This window comes from Streptomyces sp. NPDC002386, from assembly GCF_053593175.1.
In genome coordinates this window covers 1-26,512 of record NZ_JBSFBX010000027.1, presented here as the reverse complement: position 1 = coordinate 26,512, position 26,512 = coordinate 1, and the positions used below count along the sequence as shown (strand labels likewise).

24 protein-coding genes and 1 riboswitch are annotated in these 26,512 nt (G+C 72.1%); of the genes, 13 read left to right on the top strand and 11 right to left on the bottom strand.

What is annotated here, in order from left to right:
• Positions 1 to 21: 21 nt before the first annotated feature.
• Positions 22 to 705, top strand: coding sequence for a MerR family transcriptional regulator (locus ACWCPN_RS34250; RefSeq protein WP_451214420.1), 684 nt, complete (start codon positions 22 to 24; stop codon positions 703 to 705).
• Positions 706 to 782: 77 nt separating this feature from the next.
• Positions 783 to 2,189 (top strand): DNA polymerase IV, encoded by a 1,407-nt coding sequence (locus ACWCPN_RS34245; RefSeq protein ID WP_451214418.1) that lies wholly within the window; start codon positions 783 to 785, stop codon positions 2,187 to 2,189.
• A gap of 76 nt (positions 2,190 to 2,265) precedes the next feature.
• On the opposite strand, the gene ACWCPN_RS34240 is transcribed toward ACWCPN_RS34245, so the two are convergent.
• Positions 2,266 to 2,637 carry a PRC-barrel domain-containing protein gene (locus ACWCPN_RS34240; protein ID WP_199209727.1) on the bottom strand — a complete coding sequence of 124 codons (372 nt, stop codon included), beginning with the start codon at positions 2,635 to 2,637 and terminating at the stop codon, positions 2,266 to 2,268.
• A 119-nt stretch (positions 2,638 to 2,756) separates the two neighbouring features.
• Positions 2,757 to 2,852: riboswitch (glycine riboswitch) on the top strand.
• A 174-nt stretch (positions 2,853 to 3,026) separates the two neighbouring features.
• Between ACWCPN_RS34240 and gcvP the strand changes: the two genes are divergently transcribed.
• Entirely contained in the window at positions 3,027 to 5,912 is a 2,886-nt protein-coding gene (gene gcvP, locus ACWCPN_RS34235) for an aminomethyl-transferring glycine dehydrogenase (protein ID WP_451214415.1), read from the top strand.
• A gap of 97 nt (positions 5,913 to 6,009) precedes the next feature.
• Here the strand turns inward: gcvP and ACWCPN_RS34230 are convergent, their stop codons facing one another.
• The 4 genes from ACWCPN_RS34230 to modA are packed head-to-tail and all read right to left on the bottom strand — an operon-like array spanning position 6,010 to position 9,325.
• Positions 6,010 to 6,429, bottom strand: coding sequence for a TOBE domain-containing protein (locus ACWCPN_RS34230; protein WP_365130660.1), 420 nt, complete (start codon positions 6,427 to 6,429; stop codon positions 6,010 to 6,012).
• Positions 6,430 to 6,457: 28 nt separating this feature from the next.
• Positions 6,458 to 7,609 carry an ABC transporter ATP-binding protein gene (locus ACWCPN_RS34225; protein ID WP_451214435.1) on the bottom strand — a complete coding sequence of 384 codons (1,152 nt, stop codon included), beginning with the start codon at positions 7,607 to 7,609 and terminating at the stop codon, positions 6,458 to 6,460.
• A 49-nt stretch (positions 7,610 to 7,658) separates the two neighbouring features.
• A complete protein-coding gene (locus ACWCPN_RS34220; RefSeq protein WP_451214413.1) occupies positions 7,659 to 8,504 on the bottom strand; it encodes an ABC transporter permease in 846 nt (281 codons plus the stop codon).
• Entirely contained in the window at positions 8,501 to 9,325 is an 825-nt protein-coding gene (modA, locus tag ACWCPN_RS34215; RefSeq protein WP_451214411.1) for a molybdate ABC transporter substrate-binding protein, read from the bottom strand. The genes ACWCPN_RS34220 and modA overlap by 4 nt, the downstream gene beginning before the upstream one ends.
• 203 nt (positions 9,326 to 9,528) lie before the next feature.
• On the opposite strand from modA, the gene ACWCPN_RS34210 reads away from it, so the two are divergent.
• The gene (locus ACWCPN_RS34210) at positions 9,529 to 10,011 is read left to right on the top strand and encodes a molybdopterin-dependent oxidoreductase (protein ID WP_451214409.1); all 483 of its coding nucleotides are present in this window, start codon (positions 9,529 to 9,531) and stop codon (positions 10,009 to 10,011) included.
• Between the two features lie 34 nt (positions 10,012 to 10,045).
• On the opposite strand, the gene ACWCPN_RS34205 is transcribed toward ACWCPN_RS34210, so the two are convergent.
• From ACWCPN_RS34205 to ACWCPN_RS34195, 3 genes are all read right to left on the bottom strand, one after another.
• The gene (locus tag ACWCPN_RS34205) at positions 10,046 to 10,441 is read right to left on the bottom strand and encodes a TOBE domain-containing protein (protein WP_365130667.1); all 396 of its coding nucleotides are present in this window, start codon (positions 10,439 to 10,441) and stop codon (positions 10,046 to 10,048) included.
• A gap of 165 nt (positions 10,442 to 10,606) precedes the next feature.
• The gene (locus ACWCPN_RS34200; RefSeq protein ID WP_451214407.1) at positions 10,607 to 12,562 is read right to left on the bottom strand and encodes an amino acid transporter; all 1,956 of its coding nucleotides are present in this window, start codon (positions 12,560 to 12,562) and stop codon (positions 10,607 to 10,609) included.
• A 312-nt stretch (positions 12,563 to 12,874) separates the two neighbouring features.
• Positions 12,875 to 13,405, bottom strand: coding sequence for a universal stress protein (locus ACWCPN_RS34195; protein ID WP_451214405.1), 531 nt, complete (start codon positions 13,403 to 13,405; stop codon positions 12,875 to 12,877).
• 804 nt (positions 13,406 to 14,209) lie between these two features.
• Here ACWCPN_RS34195 and ACWCPN_RS34190 point away from each other — a divergent pair.
• From ACWCPN_RS34190 to ACWCPN_RS34180, 3 genes are read left to right on the top strand one after another with little or no spacing between them, the layout of a single operon-like run.
• A complete protein-coding gene (locus ACWCPN_RS34190) occupies positions 14,210 to 15,505 on the top strand; it encodes an extracellular solute-binding protein (protein WP_451214433.1) in 1,296 nt (431 codons plus the stop codon).
• Positions 15,506 to 15,511: 6 nt separating this feature from the next.
• Positions 15,512 to 16,510: a carbohydrate ABC transporter permease gene (locus ACWCPN_RS34185; protein ID WP_451214403.1), complete on the top strand. Its 999-nt coding sequence runs from the start codon at positions 15,512 to 15,514 to the stop codon at positions 16,508 to 16,510.
• 59 nt (positions 16,511 to 16,569) lie between these two features.
• Complete coding sequence (locus tag ACWCPN_RS34180) at positions 16,570 to 17,334, top strand: carbohydrate ABC transporter permease (RefSeq protein ID WP_451214431.1); 765 nt, start codon at positions 16,570 to 16,572, stop codon at positions 17,332 to 17,334.
• 294 nt (positions 17,335 to 17,628) lie between these two features.
• On the opposite strand, the gene ACWCPN_RS34175 is transcribed toward ACWCPN_RS34180, so the two are convergent.
• Positions 17,629 to 17,835 carry a DUF5999 family protein gene (locus ACWCPN_RS34175; RefSeq protein WP_094214367.1) on the bottom strand — a complete coding sequence of 69 codons (207 nt, stop codon included), beginning with the start codon at positions 17,833 to 17,835 and terminating at the stop codon, positions 17,629 to 17,631.
• 327 nt (positions 17,836 to 18,162) lie between these two features.
• The gene (locus ACWCPN_RS34170; protein ID WP_451214402.1) at positions 18,163 to 18,750 is read right to left on the bottom strand and encodes a hypothetical protein; all 588 of its coding nucleotides are present in this window, start codon (positions 18,748 to 18,750) and stop codon (positions 18,163 to 18,165) included.
• 561 nt (positions 18,751 to 19,311) lie between these two features.
• Here ACWCPN_RS34170 and ACWCPN_RS34165 point away from each other — a divergent pair.
• Positions 19,312 to 20,829, top strand: a complete 1,518-nt coding sequence (locus tag ACWCPN_RS34165; protein WP_451214400.1) for a glutamate--cysteine ligase — start codon at positions 19,312 to 19,314, stop codon at positions 20,827 to 20,829.
• A 106-nt stretch (positions 20,830 to 20,935) separates the two neighbouring features.
• A complete protein-coding gene (locus ACWCPN_RS34160; RefSeq protein WP_451214398.1) occupies positions 20,936 to 21,736 on the top strand; it encodes a CPBP family intramembrane glutamic endopeptidase in 801 nt (266 codons plus the stop codon).
• 52 nt (positions 21,737 to 21,788) lie between these two features.
• Here ACWCPN_RS34160 and ACWCPN_RS34155 read toward each other — a convergent pair whose 3' ends face one another.
• On the bottom strand, positions 21,789 to 22,601 hold the full coding sequence (locus ACWCPN_RS34155) for a PhzF family phenazine biosynthesis protein (RefSeq protein WP_451214396.1): 813 nt from the start codon (positions 22,599 to 22,601) through the stop codon (positions 21,789 to 21,791).
• Between the two features lie 220 nt (positions 22,602 to 22,821).
• On the opposite strand from ACWCPN_RS34155, the gene ACWCPN_RS34150 reads away from it, so the two are divergent.
• From ACWCPN_RS34150 to ACWCPN_RS34135, 4 genes are all read left to right on the top strand, one after another.
• On the top strand, positions 22,822 to 23,457 hold the full coding sequence (locus ACWCPN_RS34150) for a PadR family transcriptional regulator (protein ID WP_451214394.1): 636 nt from the start codon (positions 22,822 to 22,824) through the stop codon (positions 23,455 to 23,457).
• Positions 23,458 to 23,628: 171 nt separating this feature from the next.
• Positions 23,629 to 24,210 (top strand): Clp protease N-terminal domain-containing protein, encoded by a 582-nt coding sequence (locus tag ACWCPN_RS34145; RefSeq protein ID WP_451214392.1) that lies wholly within the window; start codon positions 23,629 to 23,631, stop codon positions 24,208 to 24,210.
• Between the two features lie 63 nt (positions 24,211 to 24,273).
• Entirely contained in the window at positions 24,274 to 25,281 is a 1,008-nt protein-coding gene (locus tag ACWCPN_RS34140; protein ID WP_199209714.1) for an EamA family transporter, read from the top strand.
• A 190-nt stretch (positions 25,282 to 25,471) separates the two neighbouring features.
• On the top strand, positions 25,472 to 26,422 hold the full coding sequence (locus tag ACWCPN_RS34135; protein WP_451214389.1) for a DMT family transporter: 951 nt from the start codon (positions 25,472 to 25,474) through the stop codon (positions 26,420 to 26,422).
• The last annotated feature ends 90 nt before the right edge of the window (positions 26,423 to 26,512 follow it).

Here is a 26,512-nt window from a genome sequence, read left to right as displayed (position 1 = left end):
AGGTCAAGGACGGAGGTCGGCGTGAGAACGAGCGGCGACGGTACGGCTGGGGGTGCCCCCGGACGCGGTTTCGGGGAGAGCGGTCCGTACCCTCCCCCGAGTTCCCGGCCGCGTTCCAGCGGCCAGTACGCATATCCCGGCGGCGCGGTCGACCCCGCCCCACAGCGGCCGGCGGCGGTGCCGAACGGCGAAGGGGTGGCGGCCATGGCGTCCGAGGAGATCGGCTACCGGGGACCCACGGCCTGTGCGGCCGCCGGCATCACCTACCGGCAACTGGACTACTGGGCCCGCACCGGACTGGTGGAGCCGAGCGTGCGGTCCGCCTACGGGTCGGGCACCCAGCGCCTCTACAGCTTCCGGGACGTGGTCGTCCTGAAGATCGTCAAGCGGTTCCTGGACACCGGGGTGTCGCTGCAGAACATCCGCACGACCGTGCAGCACCTCCGGGAACGCGGTTTCCAGGACCTGGAGCGCATGACCCTGATGAGCGACGGTGCCACGGTGTACGAGTGCACCTCGCCGGACGAGGTTCACGCCCTGCTCCAGGGCGGCCAGGGCATCTTCGGGATCGCCGTGGGCGTGGTCTGGCGGGACGTGGAGAGCGCGCTCTCCCAGCTGCACGGGGAGCGTGTCGACACGGGGGAGACCCTGGTCGGGCACAACCCCGCGGACGAGCTGGCGCGGCGGCGCAACCGGGCCGTCTGAGCACGCCCCGGTGAGCCGCACCGCACCCGACGGGCCGCGCACCCGCGTTGTCAGTGGTGTGGTGCAGCATCGGTCATGTGAGAAACGCGCCCACGATCCTGCATCTCGACATGGATGCCTTCTACGCCTCGGTGGAGCAGGCGTCCAAGCCGAGCCTGCGGGGCAAGGCCGTGGTCGTGGGCGGACTCGGGCCGCGTGGCGTGGTGGCCACCGCCTCGTACGAGGCGCGGGTGTTCGGGGTGCACTCGGCGATGCCGATGGCCCAGGCGCGCCGGCTGGCGCCTAACGCCGCGTACCTGGTGCCCCGCTTCAGCCTCTACCGGTCGGTGAGCGACCAGGTGATGGCGCTGCTGCGGGAGCTGTCACCGCTGGTGGAGCCGCTGAGCCTGGACGAGGCCTTCGTCGACCTCGAGGCCCGGGAGGCGGCCTGGGACGCGGAGTCGGCACGCCGGGTGGGGACGAAGCTGCGCACCGACATACGGGCGGTCACCGGGCTCACCGGGTCCGTGGGACTCGCCGCCTCCAAGATGCTCGCGAAGATCGCCTCGGAGGAGGCCAAGCCCGACGGCCTCGTCCTCGTCGAACCCGGTACCGAGCGGGCCCTGCTCGGGCCGATGCCGGTGCGGACCCTGCCCGGGGTGGGCCCGGCGACCGGGGACCATCTGCGGCGGGCCGGGATCGCCACGGTCGAGGAGTTGGCGGAGGCGGGCGAGGACGAACTCGTACGGCTGCTCGGCAAGGCGCACGGCCACGCGCTGTACGCGATGGCGCTGGCCCGCGACGACCGGCCCGTGGTCGCCGAGCGGGAGGCCAAGTCGGTGTCGGTGGAGGACACCTACGACGTGGACATCCACGACCGGCTGCGGGTCGGCATCGAGGTGCGGCGGCTCGCCGAGCGGTGCGTGGGCCGGCTGCGCGGGGCCGGGCTGTCGGGGCGGACCATCGTGCTGAAGGTCCGCAGGTACGACTTCTCGACGCTGACCCGGTCCGAGACGCTCAGAGGGCCCACGGACGACCCCGCGGTGATCCGGGAGGCGGCGGAGCGGCTGCTGGACTCCGTGGACACCACGGGCGGGGTACGGCTGCTCGGGGTGGGAGTCACCGGGCTCGCCGACTACACCCAGGAGGACCTGTTCGCCCAGGCGGCGCAGCCGTCGTCGGAGGCACATGTGCCGGAGGAGGCCGTGGCCGAGTCCGTGCCGGAGCGGCCGGAGCCCGTCGGTCGGCAGTGGCGTGCCGGGCAGGACGTGCACCACGCCGAGCTGGGCCACGGCTGGGTGCAGGGGAGCGGCCTGGGCCGGGTGACCGTGCGTTTCGAGACGCCTCAGTCGGAGCCGGGGCGCGTGCGGACGTTCGGCGTCGAGGATCCCGCGCTGGAACCGGCGGATCCGCTGCCGCTGGTGCTGGATACGGCTCCGCTGCCACCGGTGCCCGACGCGGATCCGCCGTCGCGCCCGCCGGGTGCCGTCGACGCCGATCGGTAGGGGCAACCGCGGCACGCGGCTGCCCTGGCCGCTCGCGGGGTTCCGTGTGCCCCGCGGGGTCGCCTGCGAAGCGGGCTCAGGGTTCCTCGGTGCCCGCCAGCTTGCCGAAGTCGCGGTCCGCGAGCGGGGAGGGCGCCGCCACGTCGAGGCCGTAGTGGTGGTAGAGCTGGAGTTCCTGCTCGGGGGAGAGGTGGCGGCCCACGCCGAAGTCGGGAGCGTCCTTGATGAGCGCACGGTCGAAGGGGACCCGCAGGGCGCCCTCGACGATCTCGCTGGGTTCCAGGGGGACGAAGGCGTCCCGGGAGAAGAGACCGGTGCGTATGGCCGCCCACTCCGGCACACCGGTGGCGTCGTCGAGGTACACCTCGTCGATGGTGCCGATCTTGGTACCGGTGCGGTCGAACGCCTTGCGGCCGATCAGGTTGCGCGGATCGATGTCGGTCTGCACGGTCCCTCTCCCTCCACGTGGTCGCAACTCATCCGTAAGCACTACGAAAGAGCACAATCAGTGAGGCGGCCACTCGAAGGCCCGGGCGTTGACCTCGCTGGTAGGCTGACAGCGGCTGCTGACCCCGTGCGGGAGAGTCCTCCGACCACCCTCGGAGGCGCCGAAGGAGCAAATCCTCCCCGGAATCTCTCAGGCTCACGTACCGCACGGACGAGGTCACTCTGGAAAGCAGGGCGGATGTCGACGGCGTCCGCCCTCACCGACGGTGAAAGCCGGCGCCCACGGGCCGCCGGTGAAGCTCTCAGGTCGAGATGACAGAGGGGGAGGCCGTCGGGGTATCCGTACCGGGGTGCCCCTCGAAGGTCGCGTCAGACCAGGAGGCCTCCGCAATGACCGCCCATCGCACCCCGCTCTCCGAGCTCGAAGCGGGTATCCCCTTCGAGCAGCGCCACATCGGGCCCGACCAGGAGGCGCGGGCCAAGATGCTCGCGCACGTCGGCTACGGCTCGCTCGACGAACTGACCGCCGCCGCGGTCCCGGACGTGATCAAGAACGCCGACGCCCTGGACCTGCCGGGCGCCCGCACCGAGGCCGAGGTGCTCGCCGAGCTGCGCTCGCTCGCCGACCGCAACCAGGTCCTCGGCTCCATGATCGGCCTCGGCTACTACGGCACCTTCACCCCGCCGGTCGTCCTGCGCAACGTCATGGAGAACCCGGCCTGGTACACGGCCTACACGCCGTACCAGCCGGAGATCTCCCAGGGACGGCTCGAGGCCCTGCTGAACTTCCAGACCATGGTCGCCGAGCTCACCGGGCTGCCGACGTCGGGCGCCTCCCTGCTCGACGAAGGCACCGCGGCCGCCGAGGCCATGGCGCTGTCCCGGCGCATGGGCAGGAACAAGAAGGGCCTGTTCCTGATCGACGCGGACGCCCTGCCGCAGACCGTCGCCGTCATCGAGACCCGCGCCGAGCCGACCGGTGTCGAGGTCGTCGTCGCCGACCTCTCCGACGGCATCCCGGCGGAGATCGCCGAGCGCGAGATCAACGGCGTGCTGGTCCAGTACCCGGGCGCCTCCGGTGCCGTCCGTGACATCAAGCCGCTCATCGACCAGGCGCACGAGCTGGGCGCCCTCGTCACCGTCGCGGCCGACCTGCTCGCGCTCACCCTGCTGACCTCGCCGGGTGAGCTGGGCGCGGACATCGCCGTCGGCACCACCCAGCGCTTCGGCGTGCCGATGGGCTTCGGCGGGCCGCACGCGGGCTACATGGCGGTGCACGAGAAGTTCGCGCGCAGCCTGCCCGGCCGTCTCGTCGGCGTGTCCGTCGACGCCGACGGGCACAAGGCCTACCGCCTCGCGCTGCAGACCCGCGAGCAGCACATCCGCCGCGAGAAGGCCACCAGCAACATCTGCACCGCCCAGGTGCTGCTCGCCGTGATGGCCGGCATGTACGCCGTCTACCACGGTCCCGAGGGGCTGCGGACCATCGCCCGCCGCACCCACCGCTACGCCACGATCCTCGCCGAGGGCCTGAAGGCGGGCGGTGTCGAGATCGTGCACGGCGCCTACTTCGACACCCTCACCGCGCGTGTGCCCGGCAGGGCCGCCGAGGTCACGGCCGCCGCCCGGGCCGGCGGCGTCAACCTGCGTCTCGTCGACGCCGACCTCGTCTCCCTCGCCTGCGACGAGACCACCAACCGGGCGCAGGTGGAGGCCGTCTTCGCCGCCTTCGGCGTCGACGGCGACATCGAGGCGCTGGACGCGGCGGCCGGCGAGGCCCTGCCCGAGGCCCTGCTGCGCACCGACGACTACCTCACCCACCCGGTCTTCCACGAGCACCGCTCCGAGACCGCGATGCTGCGCTACCTGCGCCGGCTCGCCGACCGTGACTACGCGCTCGACCGCGGCATGATCCCGCTGGGCTCCTGCACCATGAAGCTCAACGCGACCACCGAGATGGAGCCGGTCACCTGGCCCGAGTTCGGCCAGATGCACCCCTTCGCGCCCGCCGAGCAGGCCGAGGGCTACCTCACGCTCATCCGCGAGCTGGAGGACCGTCTCGCCGAGGTCACCGGCTACGACAAGGTCTCACTGCAGCCGAACGCCGGTTCGCAGGGCGAGCTGGCCGGTCTGCTGGCCGTGCGCGGCTACCACCGCGCCAACGGTGACGATCAGCGCACCGTCTGCCTCATCCCGTCCTCCGCGCACGGCACCAACGCGGCCAGCGCGGTGATGGCCGGCATGAAGGTCGTCGTCGTCAAGACCGCCGAGGACGGCGAGATCGACGTCGCCGACCTGCGGGCGAAGATCGAGCAGCACCGCGACGAGCTGGCCGTGCTGATGATCACCTACCCGTCGACGCACGGTGTGTTCGAGGAGCACGTCGCCGACATCTGCGCCCAGGTCCACGACGCCGGCGGCCAGGTGTACGTCGACGGCGCCAACCTGAACGCCCTGGTCGGCCTCGCCAAGCCGGGTCACTTCGGCGGCGACGTCTCGCACCTGAACCTGCACAAGACGTTCTGCATCCCGCACGGCGGCGGCGGTCCCGGCGTCGGCCCGGTGGCAGTCCGCTCGCACCTGGCGCCGTACCTGCCGAACCACCCGCTGCAGCCGGCGGCCGGCCCCGAGACCGGCGTGGGCCCGATCTCCGCCGCGCCGTGGGGGAGCGCGGGCATCCTGCCGATCTCGTGGGCGTACGTCCGCCTGATGGGCGGCGAGGGGCTCAAGCGCGCCACCCAGGTCGCCGTGCTCTCCGCCAACTACGTCGCCAAGCGCCTCGAGCCGCACTACCCGGTGCTCTACAACGGCCCCGGCGGCCTGGTGGCGCACGAGTGCATCATCGACCTGCGTCCGCTGACCAAGGCGACCGGCGTGAGCGTGGACGACGTCGCCAAGCGGCTCATCGACTACGGCTTCCACGCGCCGACCATGTCCTTCCCGGTGGCCGGCACCCTGATGATCGAGCCGACCGAGTCCGAGGACCTCGCGGAGCTGGACCGGTTCTGCGACGCGATGATCGCCATCCGTGCGGAGATCGAGAAGGTCGGCTCCGGCGTGTGGCCCGCGGAGGACAACCCGCTGCGCAACGCGCCGCACACCGCGCGGGCGCTCGGCGCGGACTGGGACCACGCCTACAGCCGCGAGGAGGCCGTCTTCCCGGGCGGTGTCGCGGTCGCGGACAAGTACTGGCCGCCGGTGCGCCGTATCGACCAGGCCTTCGGTGACCGCAACCTGGTGTGCTCCTGCCCGCCGCTGGACGCGTACGAGGACTGAGCGAGCCGTACGTGGGAGCCCCGCCCGTGGTCCGGGCGGGGCTCCCACGTCTGCGCGCCCCCGGCCTCCGGGCGGTGCACACCGGTCCGCGCGCCTTTCAGGCCGTGTCCAGCGACACCTCGGTCGCCTTGATCAGGGCGACCACGTCGGAACCCACGAAGAGGCCGAGGTCCTCGGCCGCGTCCCTGGTGATCACCGCGGTCAGCTCACCGCCGGCCACGGACACCTTCACGGAGGCCATGACCTCGCCCCGGGTGAGACGGGTGATCGCACCGGGGAGCTGGTTGCGGATCGACAGCCCCTCGATCCCGCTGGTCGACAGGGAGACCTCGGTCGACTTCACCAGGGCGCGGACGGCGGTGCCGGGGGCGAGACCGAGTTGCTCGGCGGCCTCCAGGGTGATGGCGGCCGTCAGCTCCTGGCCGCCGTCCAGCCGCACCTTGACGATCGCCATGACCTCGCCATGGTGGATCTCGGTCACGCTGCCGGGGAGCTGGTTGCGGATGCTCAGTGTCATGAGCACCCACCGTAGGGCGCCCGGCCGGTCAGGCCGGGTATGCGTGGGTCTGCGTCGCCTTCACTGTCGCCCAGACCGATGCACCGGGATGCAGGTCCAGCTCGGCGGCGGCGACCGTGGTGAGGTCGGCGGCGAGGGGGAGCTCGCCGCTGAGATCGGCGCGGATCTGGTCGCCGTGCGTCTCCAGCCCCGCGACCTCGCAGCGCCACAGGTTGCGGGCGCTGGCACCGGTGGGCCGGTCCCGGAAGAGGGTGACGGCGGCGGGCGGGAAGGCCACGAAGACGGGACCGGACAGGTCCTCCGTGGTCGTCACCGAGGGGCCCGCGTCGAGCCGCACGGTGTGCCCCCCGGCCTGTCCGCGGTAGAGGTTGAGGCCGACCAGCCGGGCGATGTAGTCGGTGCGCGGCCTGCGGGCGATCTCCGAGGGGGTGCCGTGCTGCACGACGTGGCCGTGCTCGACGACCACCAGCCGGTCCGCGAGCACCATGGCGTCCAGCGGGTCGTGCGTGACCAGAACGGCGACGGCCTCGAACTCGGCGAGATGGCGGCGGAGCCGGGCGCGGACCTCCAGCCGGGTGCGCGCGTCCAGCGCGGCGAGCGGTTCGTCCAGGAGCAGCAGCCGGGGCCGGGTGGCCAGGGCGCGGGCGAGCGCGACGCGCTGGGCCTGGCCGCCGGACAGCCGGCGGGGCTTGGCCGAGGCGTGCCCGGCGAGTCCCATACGGTCCAGCCAGGCGGCCGCCTGCGCCCGCGCCTCGGCCTTGCCGGCGCCCTGGCAGCGCGGCCCGAACGCAACGTTGTCCAGCGCGGAAAGGTGGGGGAAGAGGAGGTAGTCCTGGAAGACGACGCCGACCGGGCGGGACTCGGGCGGGGTGCGCTCCAGTGAGGTGCCGTCCAGCCGCAGGTGGCCGCCGGTGAGCGGGAGCAGTCCCGCGAGGGCACGCAGGGCGGTGCTCTTGCCGGCGCCGTTCGGGCCCAGCAGCGCGATGACGTCGCCCGGGGCCGCGGTCAGCGCCACGTCGAGCCGGAAACCGTCCCGGTCCACGACGAGGTGGGCGTCGAGCCCCTGCTCGCCGGCGGTCCTCGGACCGGCCTCGACGGGGGCGCCGGTCCTGCTCGCGGGGGCCGGGTCCGCCGTCGGCACCCACGCGGGGCCGGCCTCCGTCCTCAACTCGCCCGCCATGCCCGCCTCGCCTCCCTTCCTCATCCGGTCCTCCCTCACCATCGTGCCCTCAGGTCCCGGTCAGCCATCGGTCCCGCAGTCCGGCCAGCACCGCGATCGACACGGCCAGCAGGACCAGGCTCAGGGAGATGGCCGCCTCCGGGTCGTTCTGCAGGGCCAGGTAGACGGCCAGCGGCATGGTCTGGGTACGGCCGGGGAAATTGCCCGCGAAGGTGATCGTCGCCCCGAACTCGCCGAGCGCGCGGGCCCACGCCAGCACCGCTCCGGCGGCGACACCGGGGGCGATCAGCGGCAGGGTGACCCGGCGGAACGCGGTGAACCGCGAGGCGCCGAGCGTGGCCGCCGCCTCCTCGAAGCGCGGGTCGGCGGCGCGCAGGGTGCCCTCGACACTGATGACCAGGAACGGCATCGCGACGAACGCCTCCGCGATCACGACCCCGGCGGTGGTGAAGGGCAGGGTGATCCCGAACCACGCGTCCAGCCACTTGCCGACCACGCCGTTGCGGCCGAGGGCGAGCAGCAGGGCCACGCCGCCCACCACCGGGGGCAGGACCAGCGGCAGGGTGACCAGGGCCCGCACGAGACGGCGGCCGGGAAAGTCGGTGCGCGCCAGCAGCCAGGCCAGCGGCACGCCCAGCACCAGACTGACCCCGGTCGCCGCCGTGGCGGTGACCAGGGACAGCCGGAGTGCCTGCCATACCTCGGCGCTGGTCAGCTGATCGGGCAGGCTGCCCCAGGGGGCGCGGAGCAGCAGCGCGAGAAGGGGCAGCAGCAGGAACGCGAGGGCCACGACACCGGGCACCAGCAGCGGCAGCGGTACCCCGCGCGCGCGTCGGCGCCGCGGCCCGCCCGTACGGGGGCCGGCCGTGCTGCCGAGCTTGGCGGGCGAGGTCACGGCTCGAGGAACCCCGCCCCGCCCAGGACCCGCCGGCCCTCGGCGGACCGCACCAGCGCGATGAACGCCTTGGCCGCCGGGGCGTTGTCCGCGTTCCTCAGCAGGGCGATCGGGTAGTCGTTGACGGCCTTGGCCGACTCGGGGAACTCCACGCCCTCCACCTTGTCACCCGCCGCCTTCACATCGGTCCGGTAGACCACGGCGGCGTCGGCCTCCTTCAGCTCCACCTTGGTCAGGGCGCTCCTGACGTCCTGCTCGTAGGAGACCGGGGTCAGCTTGAGCCCGCCCGCGTCCAGGGCCTTCTGGGCGGCGGCGCCGCACGGCACCGTCCGGTCGCACAGCACGACCTTGAGACCGGACTCGGTGAGGTCCTTGAGGGAGGACACCTTGCCGGGGTTGCCGGGCAGGGTGGCGATCTCCAGCCGGTTGCGGACGAAGGTCGCCGGGGTGCCCACGGCGTCCTTCCTGTCCGTCACGATCGCCATGGTCTTGGGGCTGGCGGCGGCGAACACATCGGCCGGCGCTCCGCTGGTGATGCTCGCGGCGAGCGTGTCGCTGCCACCGAAGTTGAAGCTGACCCTGGTTCCGGGGTGCTGCTTCTCGAACTCCTCGCCCAGGGTCGTGAAGCTCTCCTTCAGGGAGGCCGCGGCGAACACGGTGACCGAGCCGGACAGCTTCGGGGACGCGGAGCCCGAGGTGTCCGACGAGCCGGCCGGCGAGTCGTCGGAGGACGAGGAGCAGGCGCTGAGCGATATCAGGGCGGCGGCTCCCGCACCGGCCAGCTGCAGCATCCGCCGGGTCCGGCGCACGGAACGGGTCATCACGGATCTACTCCTCGAGTCCTCGAACGAACTGTCGCGCCCTGCCACGGCCGCGGACCGGCCGTGCGCCGATGATACTGCCGCATCTGCCAGGTGTAAGTCTGCTGTCTCATCGCATGAGCGAGACGGTTTCGCTGATGGACTGGCATGTGCGTTTGTACGGGGGTGGCGGCCGGGTACCGTCATCCGGGAGGTGGTCGCAGGTGACGCTCGCGGAACTCGCCCTGACCGGTGATCTGTCGCGCCCCGGCAGGCTGACCGTGCCGGATCTGCTCGGCCTGCCGCAGCACCGCGTGGCGGTCAGCTTCGAATGCGCCACCAGCGGCGTCCAGCGCCACCGGTTCGGCGGCCCGCGCCTGTACGACGTCCTGGCCGACGCCGGTCCGGCGTTCGACCCGGTCCGGCGCAAGGACAGGCTGCGCTTCCTGATCGCCGTCACCGGGAAGGACGGTCACCACGCCGTGCTGTCCTGGGCGGAGATCGACCCCGACTTCGCCGGGGCGGCCGTGCTGCTCGCGGTCACGATCGACGGCATGCCGCTGGACGCGGCCGGCCCCCAGTTGGTGCTGCCGCAGGACCGCTGCGGGGCCCGGCACGTCAGCGGCATCACGGCGATCAGGGTCGACGGGGGATACGACTGCGGCAGGCCGAGGCCGGCTCGGGCCGGTCACGCGCACACCGGGTGACGGCGAGGGGCCGGGCGCCCGCGGTGGGGACCGGTCAGACCCGGTCGATGTGCACGTTGGTGGACTTCACGCGCGCGGTGGCCTCCACCCCCACTTCCAGGCCCAGTTCCTCCACAGCCTCCCGGGTCAGCAGCGACACCAGCCGGTGGGGGCCCGCCTGGATCTCCACCTGGGCGGCGACGTCGCCGAGCTTGATGGCGGTGACGATGCCGGGGAAGGCGTTGCGGACGGAGGTGTAGGGCGCGTCCTCCTCGCCGCCGCCCGATCCGGCCAGTTCGACCGAGAACGCGGCGAGGTCCTTGCCGTCGATGAGCCGCCGCCCGGCCTCGTCGCGATGGGTCGCCACCCGGCCGGCGTCCGCCCAGCGACGGGCGGTGTCCGGGCTCACGCCGAGCAGCCGCGCGGCCTGGCCGATGGTGTAGGACTGCATGCCGGTCACGATAGGGCCATCACCGGGGAACCAAGGACATGGGGTTGGCCGTTGGGTACAACGCGATATGGCTTCATTGTGTGACGGTGGCCCCGGCAGGGGCGCCTGAAGCGGTGGTGGGGCATGGCGGCCCCGGGGCCTTCCCGGCACCGCCGGCGGTGCCCCTCAGCCCGTGTGCACGCGCGGGCGTCGCGTGCGGTCCGGCTCCGCCTCGCGCAGGACCTCGCGGGTGACGGGGGCGACCTCGCCCTGTCCGAAGAGGAAGAACCGCAGGAAGTTCGCGAACGGGTTGCCCTCGGTCCACTCGAAGTAGATGTGCGGGGTGCAGCCGGTGACGTCGCGTATGTGCAGGAGGAGCGCGGCGAGGGCGTTGGGGATGGAGGAGGACTCCACGGTCAGGACGCGGTAGCGGTTGTGCAGGACCTCGCCGCGCACGGTCAGGCCCGCCTCGAACTCGGAGGGGTCGGTGACGGTCACCTCGACGAAGACGAAGTCCTCCTGTTCCGGCATGTCGTTGTCGGCCCGGATCTGCTCGACCTTGGCGCGGTACTCGGCCTTGTCCCGGCCGTCGGGCTGGTTCGCGATGAACCGCATCTTGCGGCTGGCCATGTCCCTGACGAAGCGCTCCGCCATCGGGTCCATCGCCACGCTCGTCACGCGCAGCTCGAAGGCGCGGGCCAGCCGGGACAGGAAGGAGACGAGGATGATGCCGGCGATGAAGCAGGCGCCGATCTTCACACCGTCCGGGCGTTCGATGACGTTCACGACGGTCGTGTAGAGGAACACCACCGAGATGACCGCGAAGGCGATGCTCCAGCGGTGCTGCCCTGCCCTGCGCGCGGCGATGGTCACCGCGATCGCGGCGGAGCTGATCAGCACCAGCACGCCGGTGGCGTAGGCGCCGCCCTGCTTGTCCACGTTGGCGTCGAAGATCCAGGTGACCAGGAAGGCGACGAGGGTGAAGACGATGACCATCGGGCGCACCGCCCGGGCCCAGTGCGGGGCCATGCCGTACCGGGGCAGATAGCGCGGCATCAGGTTGAGCAGTCCGGCCATCGCGGACGCGCCCGCGAACCACAGGATCGCGATCGTCGAGATGTCGTAGACCGTGCCGAAGGCTCCGCCCAGGTACTCGTGCGCCAGGTACGCGAGGGCGCGGCCGTTGGCCTGGCCGCCGGGCTCGAACTCGTTCTCCGGGATCAGCAGCGTGGTGATGAAGCTGGTGGCGATCAGGAAGCAGCTCATGATCAGGGCCGCCGTGGTCAGCAGCTTCTTGGTGTCCCGGATCCGGCCGGCCGGCCGCTCCTCGGTGTCACCCGGCTCGCCCTGGACATGCGGCATGACGGCCACACCGGTCTCGAAGCCCGACAGACCCAGCGCGAGCTTGGGGAAGACGATCAGGGCGACGCCGATCATCACGAACACGTTGCCGTGCTCCGCGGTCAGAGCACTGCTCCAGTCGGCCACCACGTGCTCGGCGGTGAGGACGTGCCAGAGTCCGTCGACCACGACGACCAGGTTGAGCCCGAGGTAGATGCCGACCAGGGCGACGGCGACGCCGATGGCCTCCAGGAAGCCCTTGAGGAACACCGCGCCGAGCAGGGCGACCAGGAACAGCGTGATCACCATCTGGTGGCCCTGGAGCGTGCTGTTCAGGTGCGGGTTCTCGACCAGGTGGGTGGAGGCGTCGGCGGCGGACAGGGTGATGGTGATCAGGAAGTCGGTGGCCGCGAAACCCAGCAGGGTCAGCACGAACAGCTTGCCCTTCCAGAACGACAGCAGTCGTTCCAGCATGGCGATGGAACCCTCGCCGTGCGGGCTCTCCTCGGCCACCCGCCGGTACACCGGCAGGGCGCCGGCCAGGGTCACGATCACCAGCACGATCGTCGCGATCGGTGACAGCAGGCCCGCCGCGAGGGCGGCGATGCCCGGCTGGTAGCCGAGGGTCGAGAAGTAGTCGACACCCGTCAGGCACATCACCCGCCACCAGCGCTGACCGCGGTGCGGAGCCTCGGGGACGGCGTGGGGCCCGGTGTGGCCGCCGTGCTTGCCCATGTCGGACAGCCCCTCCAGCATCCAGGCGCGCAGGCGACTGGGAGGAGGGTGCTCGGTCGTGGCCATCGGCGTGCTCCAGGTGTGCGGCTCAGTGGTTTCCGGCCATCACGCGGACGGCGGCTCTAGCGTAAGCAGAGAGTGACGTCGTGGCCCCTGGATCGAGGAGCGGAGGGCGTCAATCTTGCGTTAAGACTGGACCGGCGGGAGGGGGCGAAGCATCAAGAGGCGGAGGCCGGAGGCCGATGGAGGGGTATGGGGTGGTAGGGGAGGGGTGGCCGCGGACCAGGGGGCGGCGGGCACCCAGCGTCATCTCGTGCGACCCCTCCATGCTGCTCCCGCGCAGGAGGATCCGCAGCCGCAGTGAGGGGTGAGCCGGCCTCACAGATCCCTGGTGTCCATGCGCCGGTGCCACGCGTTGCGCCGGTGGACGGCCACCAGCTCCGACGCGAGCGGCGACGGAGGCACCGCCAGTACCGGGCAGCGGGCATGGGTGACACAGTGCCGGCAGACGCGGCCCGAGAAGGCCCGCTGCAGGCCCCGCCGGCCGGCGCCCACCACCAGCAGGTCGCTCTCGCGGTCGGCGGTCGCCACCAGCGCCCTGCCCGGGGTGCCGCGCACGATGACCGCGCGCATCGGCACCCCCGGCCCCTCCTCGCCGAAGATCTCGCCGAGCACCGAGGCCAGCCGCTGCTTGGCCAGCCGCTGCCACTCCTCCACCAGCAGGGCGGCGGCGGGGGAGCGGCGCGCGGTGGCGTCGCCCCCGGGCGGCTCCCAGGCGAGCACCGGCCATAGTTCGGCTCTCAGTCCGCGGGCCAGCGCGGCCGCCCGGCGCAGGGCCGTGACGCTGCCCAGGGAGCCGCTCACGCCGACCACCACGCGGGCCGCCGCCGAGGTGTCGTAACCGGACATGACTCCACCGTTCCTCACGGATCGCCGCGGGCTCCGGCTCGCCCGGCCGGGTCCGCGTGCAGGGCCTCCCTTCCATCCCACTCCCGACCGCGCGACGGGACCAGCCGTACGGGTTCTATGGGCAAGCCCGCCTCAGTGAAATTCGGCGCCAGGTTCGAAACTTTCGCACCGCCATCCGGATTCCGTGAGGCGTGGATGCGGACGTACGACGACCCGGTCATCCTCGGCTTCCACCCGGACCCGAGCGTCTGCCGGGCGGGCGACGACTCCTCTTCCACGTCGTCACGACCGCCGTCGGCGCCGGGGGCACCTTTCTCGTCCCCGCCGAACGCCCGGAGGGCCCCTGGGGCCGAGCGGCCCGGGTGGCCCGGGTGGCTGAAGCTCGCGGCCACCGGGGCATCCCGTGCCTCCGGGCATGGACATCCGGGCGACCCGTAACGCGCGGCCCCGACAGCATCGCCTGCTCCGCCGGAACTTCCGAATGGGCCGTCCGGCCGGCCGAACCCGACGGCCGCTGTCCGTCCACCGCAGTGGCGGGCGGGTTCACCGGTCGTGTCCTCGGCATGTACGTCACCGAGGGGCGTGCGGCCTCGACCGGTTCTCCTACGAGCCCGTCGGTCGGTGCGCAACACCTTGACGCTCTTCACGTGCCTTTCTAGAGTCGCGGATCGGAACGTTCGGGAATTGATCCGAATGTTTCGGGCCGCCGGAGTTGCCGAGTGCGATGAACGCTTGCGGTGTGCCTGGCTTTTTCGCGTCTGGTACCTCTCCGAAGCACTTCCGAAAGTTTCGAAGGAGCGCATGATGGGCGACCCCGCACTGTCCCGCCGCGGCTTCCTGGCGGCCTCTGTCGCCGCCGGCCTCGGGGTGACCGCACTCAGCGGCTGCGGCGGCGACTCGGACGGAGGGTCGTCCTCGGGGACGACCACGATCGAGTGGTGGAACATCTCGACCACCGAGCCGACCAAGACCATCTGGGCCGGCCTCGCCAGAAAATTCGAGGCCCAGAACCCCAAGGTCAAGGTGAAGATCGTCCAGCTCGAGAACGACGCCTACAAGTCGAAGATGACCGCGCTGACCGCTTCGGGGAAGCTGCCGGACATCTTCCACACCTGGGGCGGCGGTGTGCTCCAGCAGCAGGTCGACGCCGGTCTGGTCGAGGACCTCACCGACGGCACCAAGGCGTGGGCCGACGGACTGCTGCCGGTCGCCGGGCAGCCCTACCTGCTGGACGACAAGGTGTACGGCATCCCGTTCGACATCGGCATGATCGGGTTCTGGTACAACAAGGCGCTCTTCGGGAAGGCCGGGATCGCCGCGCCCCCCACCACCTGGAGCGGCTTCCTCGACGCCGTGCGGAAGCTGAAGTCCGCCGGTGTCACCCCGATCGCCCTCGCCGGCAAGGAGAAGTGGCCCGGGATGTACTACTGGGCGTACCTGTCGATGCGCACCGCGGGTGCCGGGGCACTGCAGAAGGCGGGCGACAGCAAGGACTTCACCGGCGCCGACTTCGTCGACGCGGGCCGGCACCTCGAGGAACTGGTGTCCCTCCAGCCGTTCCAGAAAGGCTTCCTCGGAGCCGCCTACTCCACCCCGAGCGGACAGGCGGCCACCGTCGGCAACGGCAAGGCCGCGATGGAACTCATGGGCCAGTGGGCCCCGGTCGTGGAGGCGGACGCGGGCAAGGGGCTCGGCGCGGACCTCGGATTCTTCCCGTTCCCCGAGGTCGAGGGCGGCAAGGGGAAGATCACCGAGGTGTTCGGCGGAGGCGGCGGGCACGCGCTGCGCAAGGGCGCCCCGCAGGCCGCCGTGGACTTCCTGAAGTTCTTCGCCAGCGAGACCACCGACCGTGAACTGGTCAGGAAAACCGGGGTGCTGCCGGTCGTCCCGGCCGCCGAGAGCGCGCTCACCGACGCCAACCTCATGGCCGTACAGACGCAGTTGAAGGCCACCACCGGATTCCAGCTCTACCTCGACCAGGCCTACGCGCCCGCCGTCGGGCAGGAGGTCAACGACAGCGTCGCCGCGCTGATCGCCGGGTCCAAGTCGCCCGAGCAGGTCGCGCAGTCCATCACCAAGACGGCCAAGGAAGAGCAGTAGCCGCCGATGACCTCCACCTATCTCCCCGACCGGCGGAGCGGCCCGGCCGTCGACCGTCCGCCCCCGGCCGCGAGCGCGGTCCGCGGGCGGACGCGGCGGCGCGCGCTGAACTGGCTCACCGCGGTCGGCTTCCAGCTCCCCGCGCTGGTGCTCTTCATCGGACTGGTGCTGCTGCCGATGCTGTTCGCGCTGTACGCCGCCTTCTTCCGCTGGGGCGGGTTCGGCATGCCCACCGACTACACGGGCGCGGACAACTTCAGCCGCCTCTTCCAGGACCCGGTCTTCCTGGGCGACCTGTGGCGCTGCCTGGTCCTGGTCGTGCTCTCGCTCGCCCTGCAACTGCCCTTCGCCCTCGCCATGGCGGTGCTGCTCAACCAGCGGCTGCGCGGCCGGGCGGTGTACCGGATGCTGTTCTTCGCGCCGTACGTCCTGTCCGAGGCCATCACCGGTGTGCTGTTCGGCATGATCTTCGCCCCCGACGACGGACTCGTCGACCACGTCCTCGGCGTCGTCGGCCTCGACGGGCTGGGCGGTGAGTGGTTCGCCGATCCCTCCTACGTCATGGCCACGATCTTCCTCGTCATGACCTGGAAGTACTTCGGCTTCCACATGATGCTGTACCTGGCCGGACTCCAGTCGGTCCCGGCCGAGTTGAACGAGGCGGCGCTGATCGACGGCGCCGGGCCCTGGCAGCGCTTCCGCAACGTCACCCTGCCGCTGCTCGCGCCCACCCTGCGCATCAGCGTCTTCCTGTCCGTCATCGGGTCGATCCAGCTCTTCGACCTGGTGTGGGTCGTCACCCAGGGCGGCCCCGACCACCACTCCGAGACGATGGCCGTGACCATGTTCCAGTACGGCTTCAAGCGCTACCAGGTCGGCTACGCCAGCGCGATCAGCGTGGTCATGTTCGGCATCTGCCTCGTCTTCGCCCTCGCCTACCAGCGGTTCGTGCTCCGCCGCGATCTCCAGGGGGCCACGACGACGATGAGGGGAGCCGGCACGTGACCCGCCGGACCGTACGCACACTTCCACTGCACGTGATCCTCGTCGTGGTCGGCGCGGTGATGGTCGTCCCGCTGCTGTACGCGGTCCTCTCGGGCTTCAAGTCCACCGACGAGCTGTCCCGCAACCCGTTCGGGGTGCCCGACCGGTGGCTGACCGGCAACTACACCGGCATCCTGCGCTCCGGCGACTTCTGGCGGCTCCTCGGCAACAGCACGCTGATCGCCGTGGCGACGACCGTGCTGGTGGTCGCGGTGTCCGCGCTCGCGGCCTTCTCCTTCGCCCGGTTCGCCTTCCGGGGGCGGGAGTTGCTGTTCACCCTGTTCACCCTGGGGCTGATGTTCCCGTTCGCGGTCGCCGCCCTGCCGCTGTTCCTGCTGCTGCGCTCCCTCGGCCTGCTGGACAACCCGCTCGGCGTGATCCTCCCGCAGGCCGCCTTCGGACTGCCGATGACGATCATCATCCTGCGCGGCTTCTTCCGGCAGATCCCCGGAGAGCTGGAGGAGGCGGCCACCCTGGACGGCTGCAGCGCCTTCGGGTTCTTCTGGCGGGTGCTGCTCCCCATGGCCCGGCCCGCGCTCGGCACCGTCTCGGTCCTCGCGGTCGTCACGAGCTGGAACAACTTCCTCCTGCCGCTGCTGGTGTTCACCGACGGCACCTGGTGGACGCTCCCCGTGGGCGTCCAGCAGTTCCAGGGCCAGTACTCGGCCGAGTACGCCCGCGTCTTCGCGTACCTCGTGCTCGCGATGGTCCCCGCCCTCGCCTTCTACTCGGCCGCCGAACGCCAGCTCGTCGGCGGTCTGACCGCGGGCGCCACCAAAGGCTGAGCCGTGGCCCCCCACCCCGACAGACAGGAGTCGCACCATGCGCAGGAAGCGCCTCGGACTCGCCGGCGCCCTCGCGGATCCCGGCCTTCTTCCGCGGAGAGGGCGCGGCCCTGCCCTGGGACGAGCGGCTGACGCCCAAGCCCGCCTGCTCCGCGCTGCTGGAAGCGCTGCGGCAGCGGGCCGTCACCTGACGTAGCCGGGCTGGAACACGGGTCGGGGCCGGTGCGCACCGTATGTGTGCGGCCGGCCCCTCGGATCGCCGGGCGGCGCGGCGGAGCCGCCCGGAGCGCTCGCCTAGGCGGCGGTCATCACCTGGTCCGCACCGAGCGGGCGGTGCGGGGCGATGACGCGGCCGTCGGGCAGAAGCTCACCGGTGTCCTCGAAGAGCAGGACGCCGTTGCAGAGCAGACTCCAGCCCTGCTCCGGGTGGTGCGCCACGAGGCGGGCGGACTCCCGGTCGGCGGACTCGGCTTGCGGACACGGTGGCTGGTGCTGGCACATGGATGGGATCTCTCGCTCTGTGGTGGTCATGTCCGTCCCCCGTGGTGAATAAGTCGGTCGGAACCCAGTGTTGCCCTCTGGGCGTCAATCCGCAGGGATTTCGTAGCACCGCTTCTCACAGGTTCATGACGCGTCACCCGTGCGGACGGTTCATTCCAACTGCACTGTCACTTCGGGTGGTTCTGGGGGGCCGGATAGGGCTAGTCCGGTCGGTGGAGATCCTTTTCCGGCTCGTAGGAGCGGTGAATTGCTCGTACGAGCGACCGGTTGCCGGAAAAACAGTCGTACCCCGCTTCCCTTCCGGGGAACGGGGTACGCGCGCCTCGTTCAGGCAGGGATGGAACCGAGCAGCGGTACGGGAGTCGCCCGATGGGTCAGCACCGGGAGCAACTCGGCGACGCGGTGCGGCCGGTGGGCCGGGATGCCGGGTGGCGCCGGGGCCAGGGGCACGAGCAGGTCGGTGGCGGCCGGATGCCCCTCGGAGGCGTCGGCGGTGATGTCGCCGTGCAGCCACAGGGTGAGCATGTACAGACCGGGCACGGACAGCAGGCGCGGCTGGTACGGCTGAGTCAGCGCCTCGGCCTGCTGCAGGGCGCGTTCGGTGGAGGCGATCCAGGGGCCCTCGAAGAAGTGCGAGAAGGCCCAGCCGTCCGGGGTCAGCATGGTGTCGGCGGCGGCCACCGCGCGATCGCCGCAGCGGATCACGAAGCGCCAGCCGGCCGGCCTCGTGGCGGACAGGCCCTGGGCGGTGATCCGGTCCAGCACGTGCACCGGAAGCGGGAGTTCGGGCGTCGTGGGTCCCTGTGCGGCGCGCAGGGAGGGAGTTCGGGCCTCGCGGACCGCGGTGGGGGAACCGAGGGCCGTGAGAACGGAACGCAGTGCGGGCGCGGGTGCGGCGGGCGCGTGCAGGGGCATGGTGGGTCGCCTCTCGTTCGACAGGCGCGGCGGCGCGAGGAGGGTGGGGCGGACGGCGCTGTCAGCTCACGTGGTGGCCTGAGAGGTGGGGCCCGGTTCGATGAACGAGGGTGCGGCTGTGGCCCGCCGCTGAATCGACGGCAGGAACACGACAGAAACCGGGACCGCGGGCACCAACCTTAGGCCTTGTTCGCGAAGTTTATACGACGGGTGTTCAGACGATGTTTCGTCTACCGCATTCCGGCCGACCCGGCAAGGCGTCATTCAGCCGCTGATTCGTACGCGAACATCCCGGTTTTCGTGCCCGGAGTGCCCCGCTGACCTCGCAATACGCCACGATCGCGGTCGGCCGATTGTCGTCGGCGTTTTTCACGAGACGATCGGGGCACACGAACGTGCGTGATGCGGCATGCCGCGTGAATGTGCCGCCGGGAACATTCCGACAGAGTAGCGGGCGCCGGGCCCGCGCGGGACGTTATCGATCGCTTCCGCTGGGCATCATCCAGACCCGGGAACCCGGCGGCCGGTCTGCGGCCCGCCCATCCGAGGAGGGAAACCCAGATGGGGGAGAAGGTCGTGGCAGGGCAGTTCGACCTGTCCGATCGCCAGCGCTACCGCGAAAAGCTTCAGAAGTGCCTGACGGGACTGGAGCGGCTGCTGGACGAGAAGAGGTTCGACCGCGCCAAGAACCTCATGGGCGTCGAGATCGAATTGAATCTCGCCGGCCGCGACGGCATGCCGAAAATGTTGAACGGACAGGTACTGGAGCGCATCGCGAGCCGCGATTTCCAAACGGAACTCGCGATGTTCAACCTCGAGGTGAACATCGCCCCGCACCGGCTGGGCGGCCGGGTATTCGACCGGCTCGCCGAGGAACTGCGCACCTCGCTGGCGTACGCCGACCGTAAAGCCGGCGAGGTGGACGCCGGTATCGTGATGATCGGGATCCTGCCCACGCTGGACCGTGACGACCTGGTCTCCTCCAACCTCTCCGAGGTCGACCGCTACACCCTGCTCAACGACCAGATCGTGGCGGCGCGCGGCGAGGACTTCCAGCTCGACATCGACGGCGTGGAGCACCTGCGCTGCACCTCGAAGTCCATCGCCCCCGAGGCCGCCTGCACCTCCGTCCAGCTCCACCTCCAGGTCACCCCGGCCCGCTTCGCCGACGTGTGGAACGCCGCGCAGGTCGCGTCCGCGGCGCAGATCGCCGTCGGCGCCAACTCGCCGTTCCTGTTCGGCCGCGAACTGTGGCGCGAGTCCAGGCCGCCGCTGTTCCTGCAGGCCACCGACACCCGCCCGCCGGAACTCCAGGCGCAGGGCGTACGGCCGCGTACCTGGTTCGGCGAACGGTGGATCTCCTCCGCCCGCGAGCTGTTCGAGGAGAACCTGCGCTACTTCCCGGCGCTGCTGCCGATCTGCGACGACGAGGACCCGCTGAAGGTCCTCGACGCCGGCGGCATACCGAAGCTCGCCGAACTGGTGCTGCACAACGGCACGGTGTACCGCTGGAACCGGCCCGTCTACGACATCGCGGACGGCGTGCCGCACCTGCGGGTGGAGAACCGGGTACTGCCGGCCGGGCCGACCATCACCGACGTGATCGCCAACGCGGCCTTCTACTACGGCCTGGTGCGGGCCCTCGCCGAGGAGCCGCGCCCGGTGTGGACCCGGCTGCCGTTCGAGGCGGCCGAGGCCAACTTCGACGCGGCCTGCCGGGACGGCATCGACGCCCGCTTCGTGTGGCCGCGCCGAGGCCGCTACGGCGGCACGGGCGAGGTCGACGCCGTCACCCTGGTCCGGGACGAACTGCTGCCGCTCGCCGCGGCCGGACTCGACGCCTGGGGCGTGGAGGCGGCCGACCGCGACCTCTACCTGGGTGTCATCGAGGAGCGCTGCCGTCGACGGGTCAACGGGGCGGCCTGGCAGGCGGCCACCTTCCACCGGGCCCTGGAGCAGGGTCTCGGCCGCGGCGCCGCGCTGGCCGCGACGACACGCCGCTACGCCGAGCTGATGCACGTGGGCGAGCCGGTGCACACCTGGCCCGTGGGGCTCCCGGAGCCGGTGCCGCTCGGCTGAGGAGGGACGCGGCGGTCCGGGCCCGCCGGCGAGGCGGGCCCGGGTAAGCGCTCCAGGAAGCGATCCGGCATGCTGTGAGCTCGCACGGCCGGAAGCGACGACAGGAGTGCACGTGGAGGCGGACCCGGCGGCCGAGGGCCTCGCGCGCGGGCGTTTCCCGCGGCGCGTTCTCCGGGACGAGACACTGCTCGTGCTGGCGCTCTCGCTCGGCGCGAGCGGCGTCTCCGCGCTGATCAGCTTCGTCGGGTCGGTCACGAAACCGGGCGGGCTCAAGGACCAGGCGGCCACCCTCAACGCGTCCGCCGCGCCCGGGCGCCCCTGGCTCGACCTCGCCTGGCAGCTCTTCGGCATCGCCTCCGCGCTGGTGCCCGTGGCCCTGGTCGCCCACCTGCTGATGCGCGAGGGCGAGAGCCTGCGCACGCTGGGCTTCGACCGCACCCGCCCCTGGCCGGACCTCGGCCGGGGCGCGGGCGTCGCGGCGGTGATCGGCAGCACCGGGATCGCCTTCTACCTCGCCGCCCGGGGCCTCGGCTTCAACCTCACCGTGGTGCCCGAGGCACTGCCCGAGGTGTGGTGGAAGTACCCCGTGCTCATCCTGTCCGCGGTGCAGAACGCGATCCTCGAGGAGGTCATCGTCGTCGGCTACCTGCTGCGCAGGCTGGGGCAGCTCGGCTGGACGGCGGGGTCCGCGCTGGTGGCCAGCGCGGTGCTGCGCGGCTCGTACCACCTCTACCAGGGCATCGGCGGTTTCGTCGGCAACATGGTGATGGGCGTGGTGTTCGTCTGGCTCTACCGCCGCTGGGGCCGGGTCGGGCCGCTGGTCGTCGCCCACTCCCTGCTCGACATCGGCGCGTTCGTGGGATACGCCCTGCTCGCCGGCAAGGTGGACTGGCTGCCGACGGCCTGAGGACGGCCGGGCCCGGCCGGGCCGGAGCGGTTCGTGTGCCGGCCCCGGCCGGTCAGGCGAGCAGTTCGCCCTCGATGACGGTGACCGCGCGGCCTCTCAGCAGTGTGCGGTCGCCCCGCAGGCCGGTGCGGACCAGTCCGGAGCGGCGGGAGGCCTGCAGCCCCGTGAGGTCGTCCCGGCCGAGCCGGGCCGACCAGTACGGGGCCAGCGCGGTGTGGGCGCTGCCGGTGACCGCGTCCTCGTCGATGCCGACGTTCGGGAAGAAGCAGCGCGAGACGAAGTCGTGGCCGAGGGACGGGTCGTCGGCGCGGGCGGTGGCGATGACGCCCCGCGAGGAGTGAGCCGTCAGGGCCCTGAGGTCGGGGGTGAGTCCGAGCACCGTCCGCTCGTCGGCCAGTTCGACCAGCAGGTCGCCCACGTCGGGCCCGGTGTCGTAGGCGGCGAGCGGGTCGGCGCCCAGCGCCCTGCCGACGCCGTCCGGGATCTCCACCGCGGTGAGCGGGGCGGTCGGGAAGTCCATGGTGATCCAGCCGTCCGGGCCCGGCGTCGTGACGAGGACACCGCTGCGGGTGGCGAACCGGACCGGCCCCGAGTGGGCGCCGGTGGTGTGCAGGACGTGCGCGGTGGCGAGCGTGGCGTGCCCGCACATCGCGACCTCGGCGACGGGCGTGAACCAGCGCAGCGCCCAGTCCGCGTCGCCGCCCGGGGGCAGCCGGTGCGCGAACGCGGTCTCGGCGTGGTTCACCTCCGTGGCGATGTCCTGGAGCCGGCCGTCGTCCGGGAAGACGTCGTCCAGGAGCAGGACTCCGGCCGGGTTTCCGCCGAAGGGGCGGTCGGTGAAGGCGTCGACGATTCGGATGCGCATGGCGCAGACGCTAGGGCCGCGGCAGACCGGTGACCAAGGCCAATCCGCGGGTCCTGGACCGATTTCGGCCGGGCGGCGCGGTCGGCGGGTCCAGGGAGCCTGCGCTTTCGGACGGGTGCGAGAGAGCCTTGTCACCCGATCGGTTCCGATATATCGTTGAGGTATCGCGTAAGAACGCGATGCGAACGTGACAGATCAACGATGGAATGGAGTGATCGCGATGCGCAGCCACGGATTCGAGCGTGGACATCGTCAGGACGGCCCGGGCCGGCACGGCCGGGGCGGATTCGGCGGTTTCGAGGGGCGCCGGGCCGCCTTCGGGCCCTTCGGTCCGGGTGGACCGGGCTGGGGGCCCGGAGGACCCGGCTTCGGACCAGGACCGTGGGGGCCGCGAGGACGCGGGGGACCCAGGGGGCGGGCGCGGCGCGGTGATGTGCGCGCCTCGATCCTGGCCCTGCTCAAGGAGCGGCCCATGCACGGCTACGAGATGATCCAGGAGATCGCCGAGCGCAGCGGCGGCGCCTGGAAGCCCAGCCCCGGCTCGGTCTACCCCACCCTCCAGCTGCTGGAGGACGAGGGCCTGATCGTCAGTGAGAGCGAGGGCGGCAAGAAGCTGTTCGCCCTGACCGACAGCGGCCGCACGGCCGCCGGGGACGGCCCGGAGGCTCCCTGGGAGGAGGCCTCGCGCGGGGTCGACTGGGAGGCCCTCGGCGAGATCCGGCAGGCCGGCATGGGGCTGATGCAGGCCTTCGGGCAGGTCTGGAACACCGGGACCAAGGAGCAGCGCGAGAAAGCGCTGGCCGTCGTCACCGACGCGCGGAAGAAGCTGTACCTCATCCTCGCCGACGAGGACTGAGCCGTACGGCGCACGGGCGCCCCGCGGAACCCCCGCGGGGCGCCCGTGCGTCGACGGCCTGATCTCCTCCTTGAGGATGAGATCCCGGCGGGCGATGTCCACTCCGTGCGGGACGCGAAGATGGTTCCCGCCGTGGATGACCGGGCCGCCCGGGACTGATGGGGTAAGGGTGTGCATCCCCGTACAGCCCGCTGGAGCATCCCCGAGCAGGGAGTCCCGCACACGGACGACGATGCCGGGCTCGGTGCCGAGCTGGCGGCGGTGGTCGCCGGTGCCCGCCGCCGGGCGGTCCGCGACGGGGACCGCCAGATCGACACCGCCCACCTGCTGCACTCGCTCCTGGAGCATGACCCCGAGGTCCGGGCCGCCGTAGGCGGGGCCCCGCGGCTCGCGCGGCTGCTCGGCTATCTCGTGCAGCGCAGCATCGGCTACGGGCTGCGCTGGCAGAACACCGTGGAGGGCTCCGGCGCGCTCGCCGGTGTCCCCGGCCCCGCCCCGCAAGGCGGTGAGCGGGCGGGCGGTGGTCCGCACGGCGACACCGGTCAGTGGTCGCCCGTCGCGGCCGTCGCCCTGGAGGAGGCCCGCCGGCGCGCCCGGCGTCGCGGTGCGACCCGGACCGGCGGCACCGACCTGCTCGCCGGACTCGTCGTGGACCCGCGGTCCCGGGCGGTCGAGGTCCTCGAGCGCGCCGGCGTCCGCACCCGCGAGCTGGGTGACCGGCTCGACGGCCGCGCGGCGGACGTCCGGCCGTGACACCGTCCATCCCCTGAGACAGGTGTCAACGGGGGTGACGCTCATGTCAACGCCTGTCATCATGTGCCGGTGCCTATATCTGCAAGCAGCCCGGCCGTCCACGGCAGAGGCGTCGGGCTCGGTCTCGCGCTTCTGTCCGCGCTGGCCTTCGGCGGGTCCGGAGTCGCGGCGAAGCCGCTGATCGAGGCGGGACTCGACCCGCTCCACGTGGTGTGGCTGCGGGTGGCGGGCGCCGCCGTGGTCATGCTGCCGCTCGCCGTACGGCACCGCGCGCTGGTGCTCCGCCGCCCCGCGCTGCTCGCCGGCTTCGGGCTGCTGGCCGTGGCCGGCGTCCAGGCCTGCTACTTCGCCGCGCTCTCCCGCATCCCGGTCGGCGTGGCGCTGCTCGTCGAGTACCTGGCCCCCGCGCTCGTGCTCGGCTGGGTGCGGTTCGTGCAGCGGCGGCCGGTGACCCGCGCCGCCGCGCTCGGCGTGGTCCTCGCGGCCGGCGGTCTCGCCTGTGTGGTGGAGGTCTGGTCGGGACTGAGCTTCGACGCGTTCGGCCTGCTGCTCGCGCTCGGTGCCGCCTGCTGCCAGGTCGGCTACTTCGTCCTGTCCGACCAGGGCAGCGAGGCGGGCGAGCGGGCGCCCGACCCGCTCGGCGTCATCGCCTACGGCCTGCTCGTCGGCGCCCTCGTGCTGACCGCCGTGGCCCGCCCGTGGACCATGGACTGGTCGGTGCTGACCGGCTCCGCGCGGATGAACGGCACCACCGTCCCGGCCGTCGCCCTGCTGGCCTGGATCGTCCTCGTCGCCACGGTCGTCGCGTACATCACCGGCGTGCTGTCCGTGCGCCGCCTGTCCCCGCAGGTCGCCGGAGTCGTCGCGTGCCTCGAAGCGGTCATCGCGACCGTGCTGGCCTGGGTGCTGCTCGGCGAGCACCTGTCCGCGCCGCAGATCGTCGGCGGCGCCGTGGTCCTCCTCGGCGCGTACATCGCCCAGTCCTCCGCGCCCGCCAAGGGCGCGGCGGAGCCGGTGGCCGCGGGCGGGGGCGCCGAACGCGAGTTGTCGGCACGCGGAACGGCTGCCTAGGGTGCTGGGCATGACGTCCGACGCGCTCGTCCTCTCGCCGCCCGCCGCCTGAGGCGGGCCACAGCGACGAACGCCCGGTGCGCGGCGCCGGGCGGGACGCCGCCGCCCGCAGACGGAGTCCGCGCGCCCCGCTGAGCCGGGTCGCCTTCGAACTTCCGCACTCCGGTGCGCTTCTGCGGAGAGAATCCTCGTGTCGAACGCCGTTTCAGGCCTGTCCGTCGGGCGCGGCCTGCTCTACCTGATCGTCACCGGTGCCACCTGGGGCACCGCGGGTGCGGCCGCCTCGCTGGTCTACCGGACCAGCGAGATGGGTGCCTGCACCCTCTCCTTCTGGCGCTGCGCCGTCGGACTCGCGCTGCTGGTGGCAGGCCGGCTGCTGCGGGGCCGGACCCGGGCGGCCGCGTCCGAACCGCTGCGCCGCAGGGCCGCGAAGGCCGCCGCCACCGGTATCGGGCTGGCCGTGTTCCAGACCGCCTACTTCGCGGCCGTGGGATCGACCGGGCTCGCCGTGGCCACGGTCGTCACGCTGGGCGCGGGCCCCGTGCTGATCGCCCTCGGCGCCCGGCTCACCCTGGGGGAGCGGCTCGGCGCCGGCGGCGCCCTCGCGGCCGCCGGCGCCCTCACCGGCCTGGCGGTGCTCACCCTCGGCGGCTCCGCCACGACCGTCCGGCCGCTCGGGGTGCTGTACGCGCTGGCGTCGGCGGCCGGCTACAGCGGCATGACACTGCTGACCCGCCGCTGGGGGCGCGACGGCGCGGCCGACGCCTCCGGCACCACCATCGGCGCCTTCGCCGTCACCACCCTGTTCCTGCTGCCCTTCGCGCTGGGCGAGGGGCTGCTGCCGCACACCGGGCACCCGGTGCGGCTGCTGGTCCTGATCGCGTACATCGCGTCCGTGCCCACCGCCCTCGCCTACGCGCTGTACTTCGCGGGCGCCGCCGTCGTCCGGTCCGCGACCGTCTCCGTGATCATGCTGCTGGAGCCGGTGACCGCCGCCGTGCTCGCCGTCGCGCTGCTCGGCGAGCGCCTCACGGTGGCCACCCTGGCCGGCACGCTGCTGATGCTCGGCGCCGTCGCGGGCCTGGCGCTGGGCGAGGCCAGGGGCGCCGGACGCCGCGAGCCGGCGCCCCTGGTCTCCTAGGTGTATTGACCTGAAGCGTTGTTCACGCGGCTGATCGGTGGGTGTCCGTCGAGTGCGGTGTGGCAGCGGTGGTGGTTGTAGGTGTGGAGG

Coding starts and splice junctions, on each gene's coding strand:
- modA (WP_451214411.1), bottom strand. CDS start 9,325: ATGACCCGTTCCGTGCGCCGGACCCGGCGGATGCTGCAGCTGGCCGGT.
- ACWCPN_RS34155 (WP_451214396.1), bottom strand. CDS start 22,601: ATGCGCATCCGAATCGTCGACGCCTTCACCGACCGCCCCTTCGGCGGA.
- ACWCPN_RS34165 (WP_451214400.1), top strand. CDS start 19,312: ATGGGGGAGAAGGTCGTGGCAGGGCAGTTCGACCTGTCCGATCGCCAG.
- ACWCPN_RS34180 (WP_451214431.1), top strand. CDS start 16,570: ATGGTCGTCCCGCTGCTGTACGCGGTCCTCTCGGGCTTCAAGTCCACC.
- ACWCPN_RS34205 (WP_365130667.1), bottom strand. CDS start 10,441: ATGCAGTCCTACACCATCGGCCAGGCCGCGCGGCTGCTCGGCGTGAGC.
- ACWCPN_RS34200 (WP_451214407.1), bottom strand. CDS start 12,562: ATGGCCACGACCGAGCACCCTCCTCCCAGTCGCCTGCGCGCCTGGATG.
- ACWCPN_RS34190 (WP_451214433.1), top strand. CDS start 14,210: ATGGGCGACCCCGCACTGTCCCGCCGCGGCTTCCTGGCGGCCTCTGTC.
- ACWCPN_RS34175 (WP_094214367.1), bottom strand. CDS start 17,835: ATGTGCCAGCACCAGCCACCGTGTCCGCAAGCCGAGTCCGCCGACCGG.
- ACWCPN_RS34150 (WP_451214394.1), top strand. CDS start 22,822: ATGCGCAGCCACGGATTCGAGCGTGGACATCGTCAGGACGGCCCGGGC.
- ACWCPN_RS34195 (WP_451214405.1), bottom strand. CDS start 13,405: ATGTCCGGTTACGACACCTCGGCGGCGGCCCGCGTGGTGGTCGGCGTG.
- ACWCPN_RS34225 (WP_451214435.1), bottom strand. CDS start 7,609: ATGGCGGGCGAGTTGAGGACGGAGGCCGGCCCCGCGTGGGTGCCGACG.
- ACWCPN_RS34230 (WP_365130660.1), bottom strand. CDS start 6,429: ATGACACTGAGCATCCGCAACCAGCTCCCCGGCAGCGTGACCGAGATC.
- gcvP (WP_451214415.1), top strand. CDS start 3,027: ATGACCGCCCATCGCACCCCGCTCTCCGAGCTCGAAGCGGGTATCCCC.
- ACWCPN_RS34170 (WP_451214402.1), bottom strand. CDS start 18,750: ATGCCCCTGCACGCGCCCGCCGCACCCGCGCCCGCACTGCGTTCCGTT.
- ACWCPN_RS34185 (WP_451214403.1), top strand. CDS start 15,512: ATGACCTCCACCTATCTCCCCGACCGGCGGAGCGGCCCGGCCGTCGAC.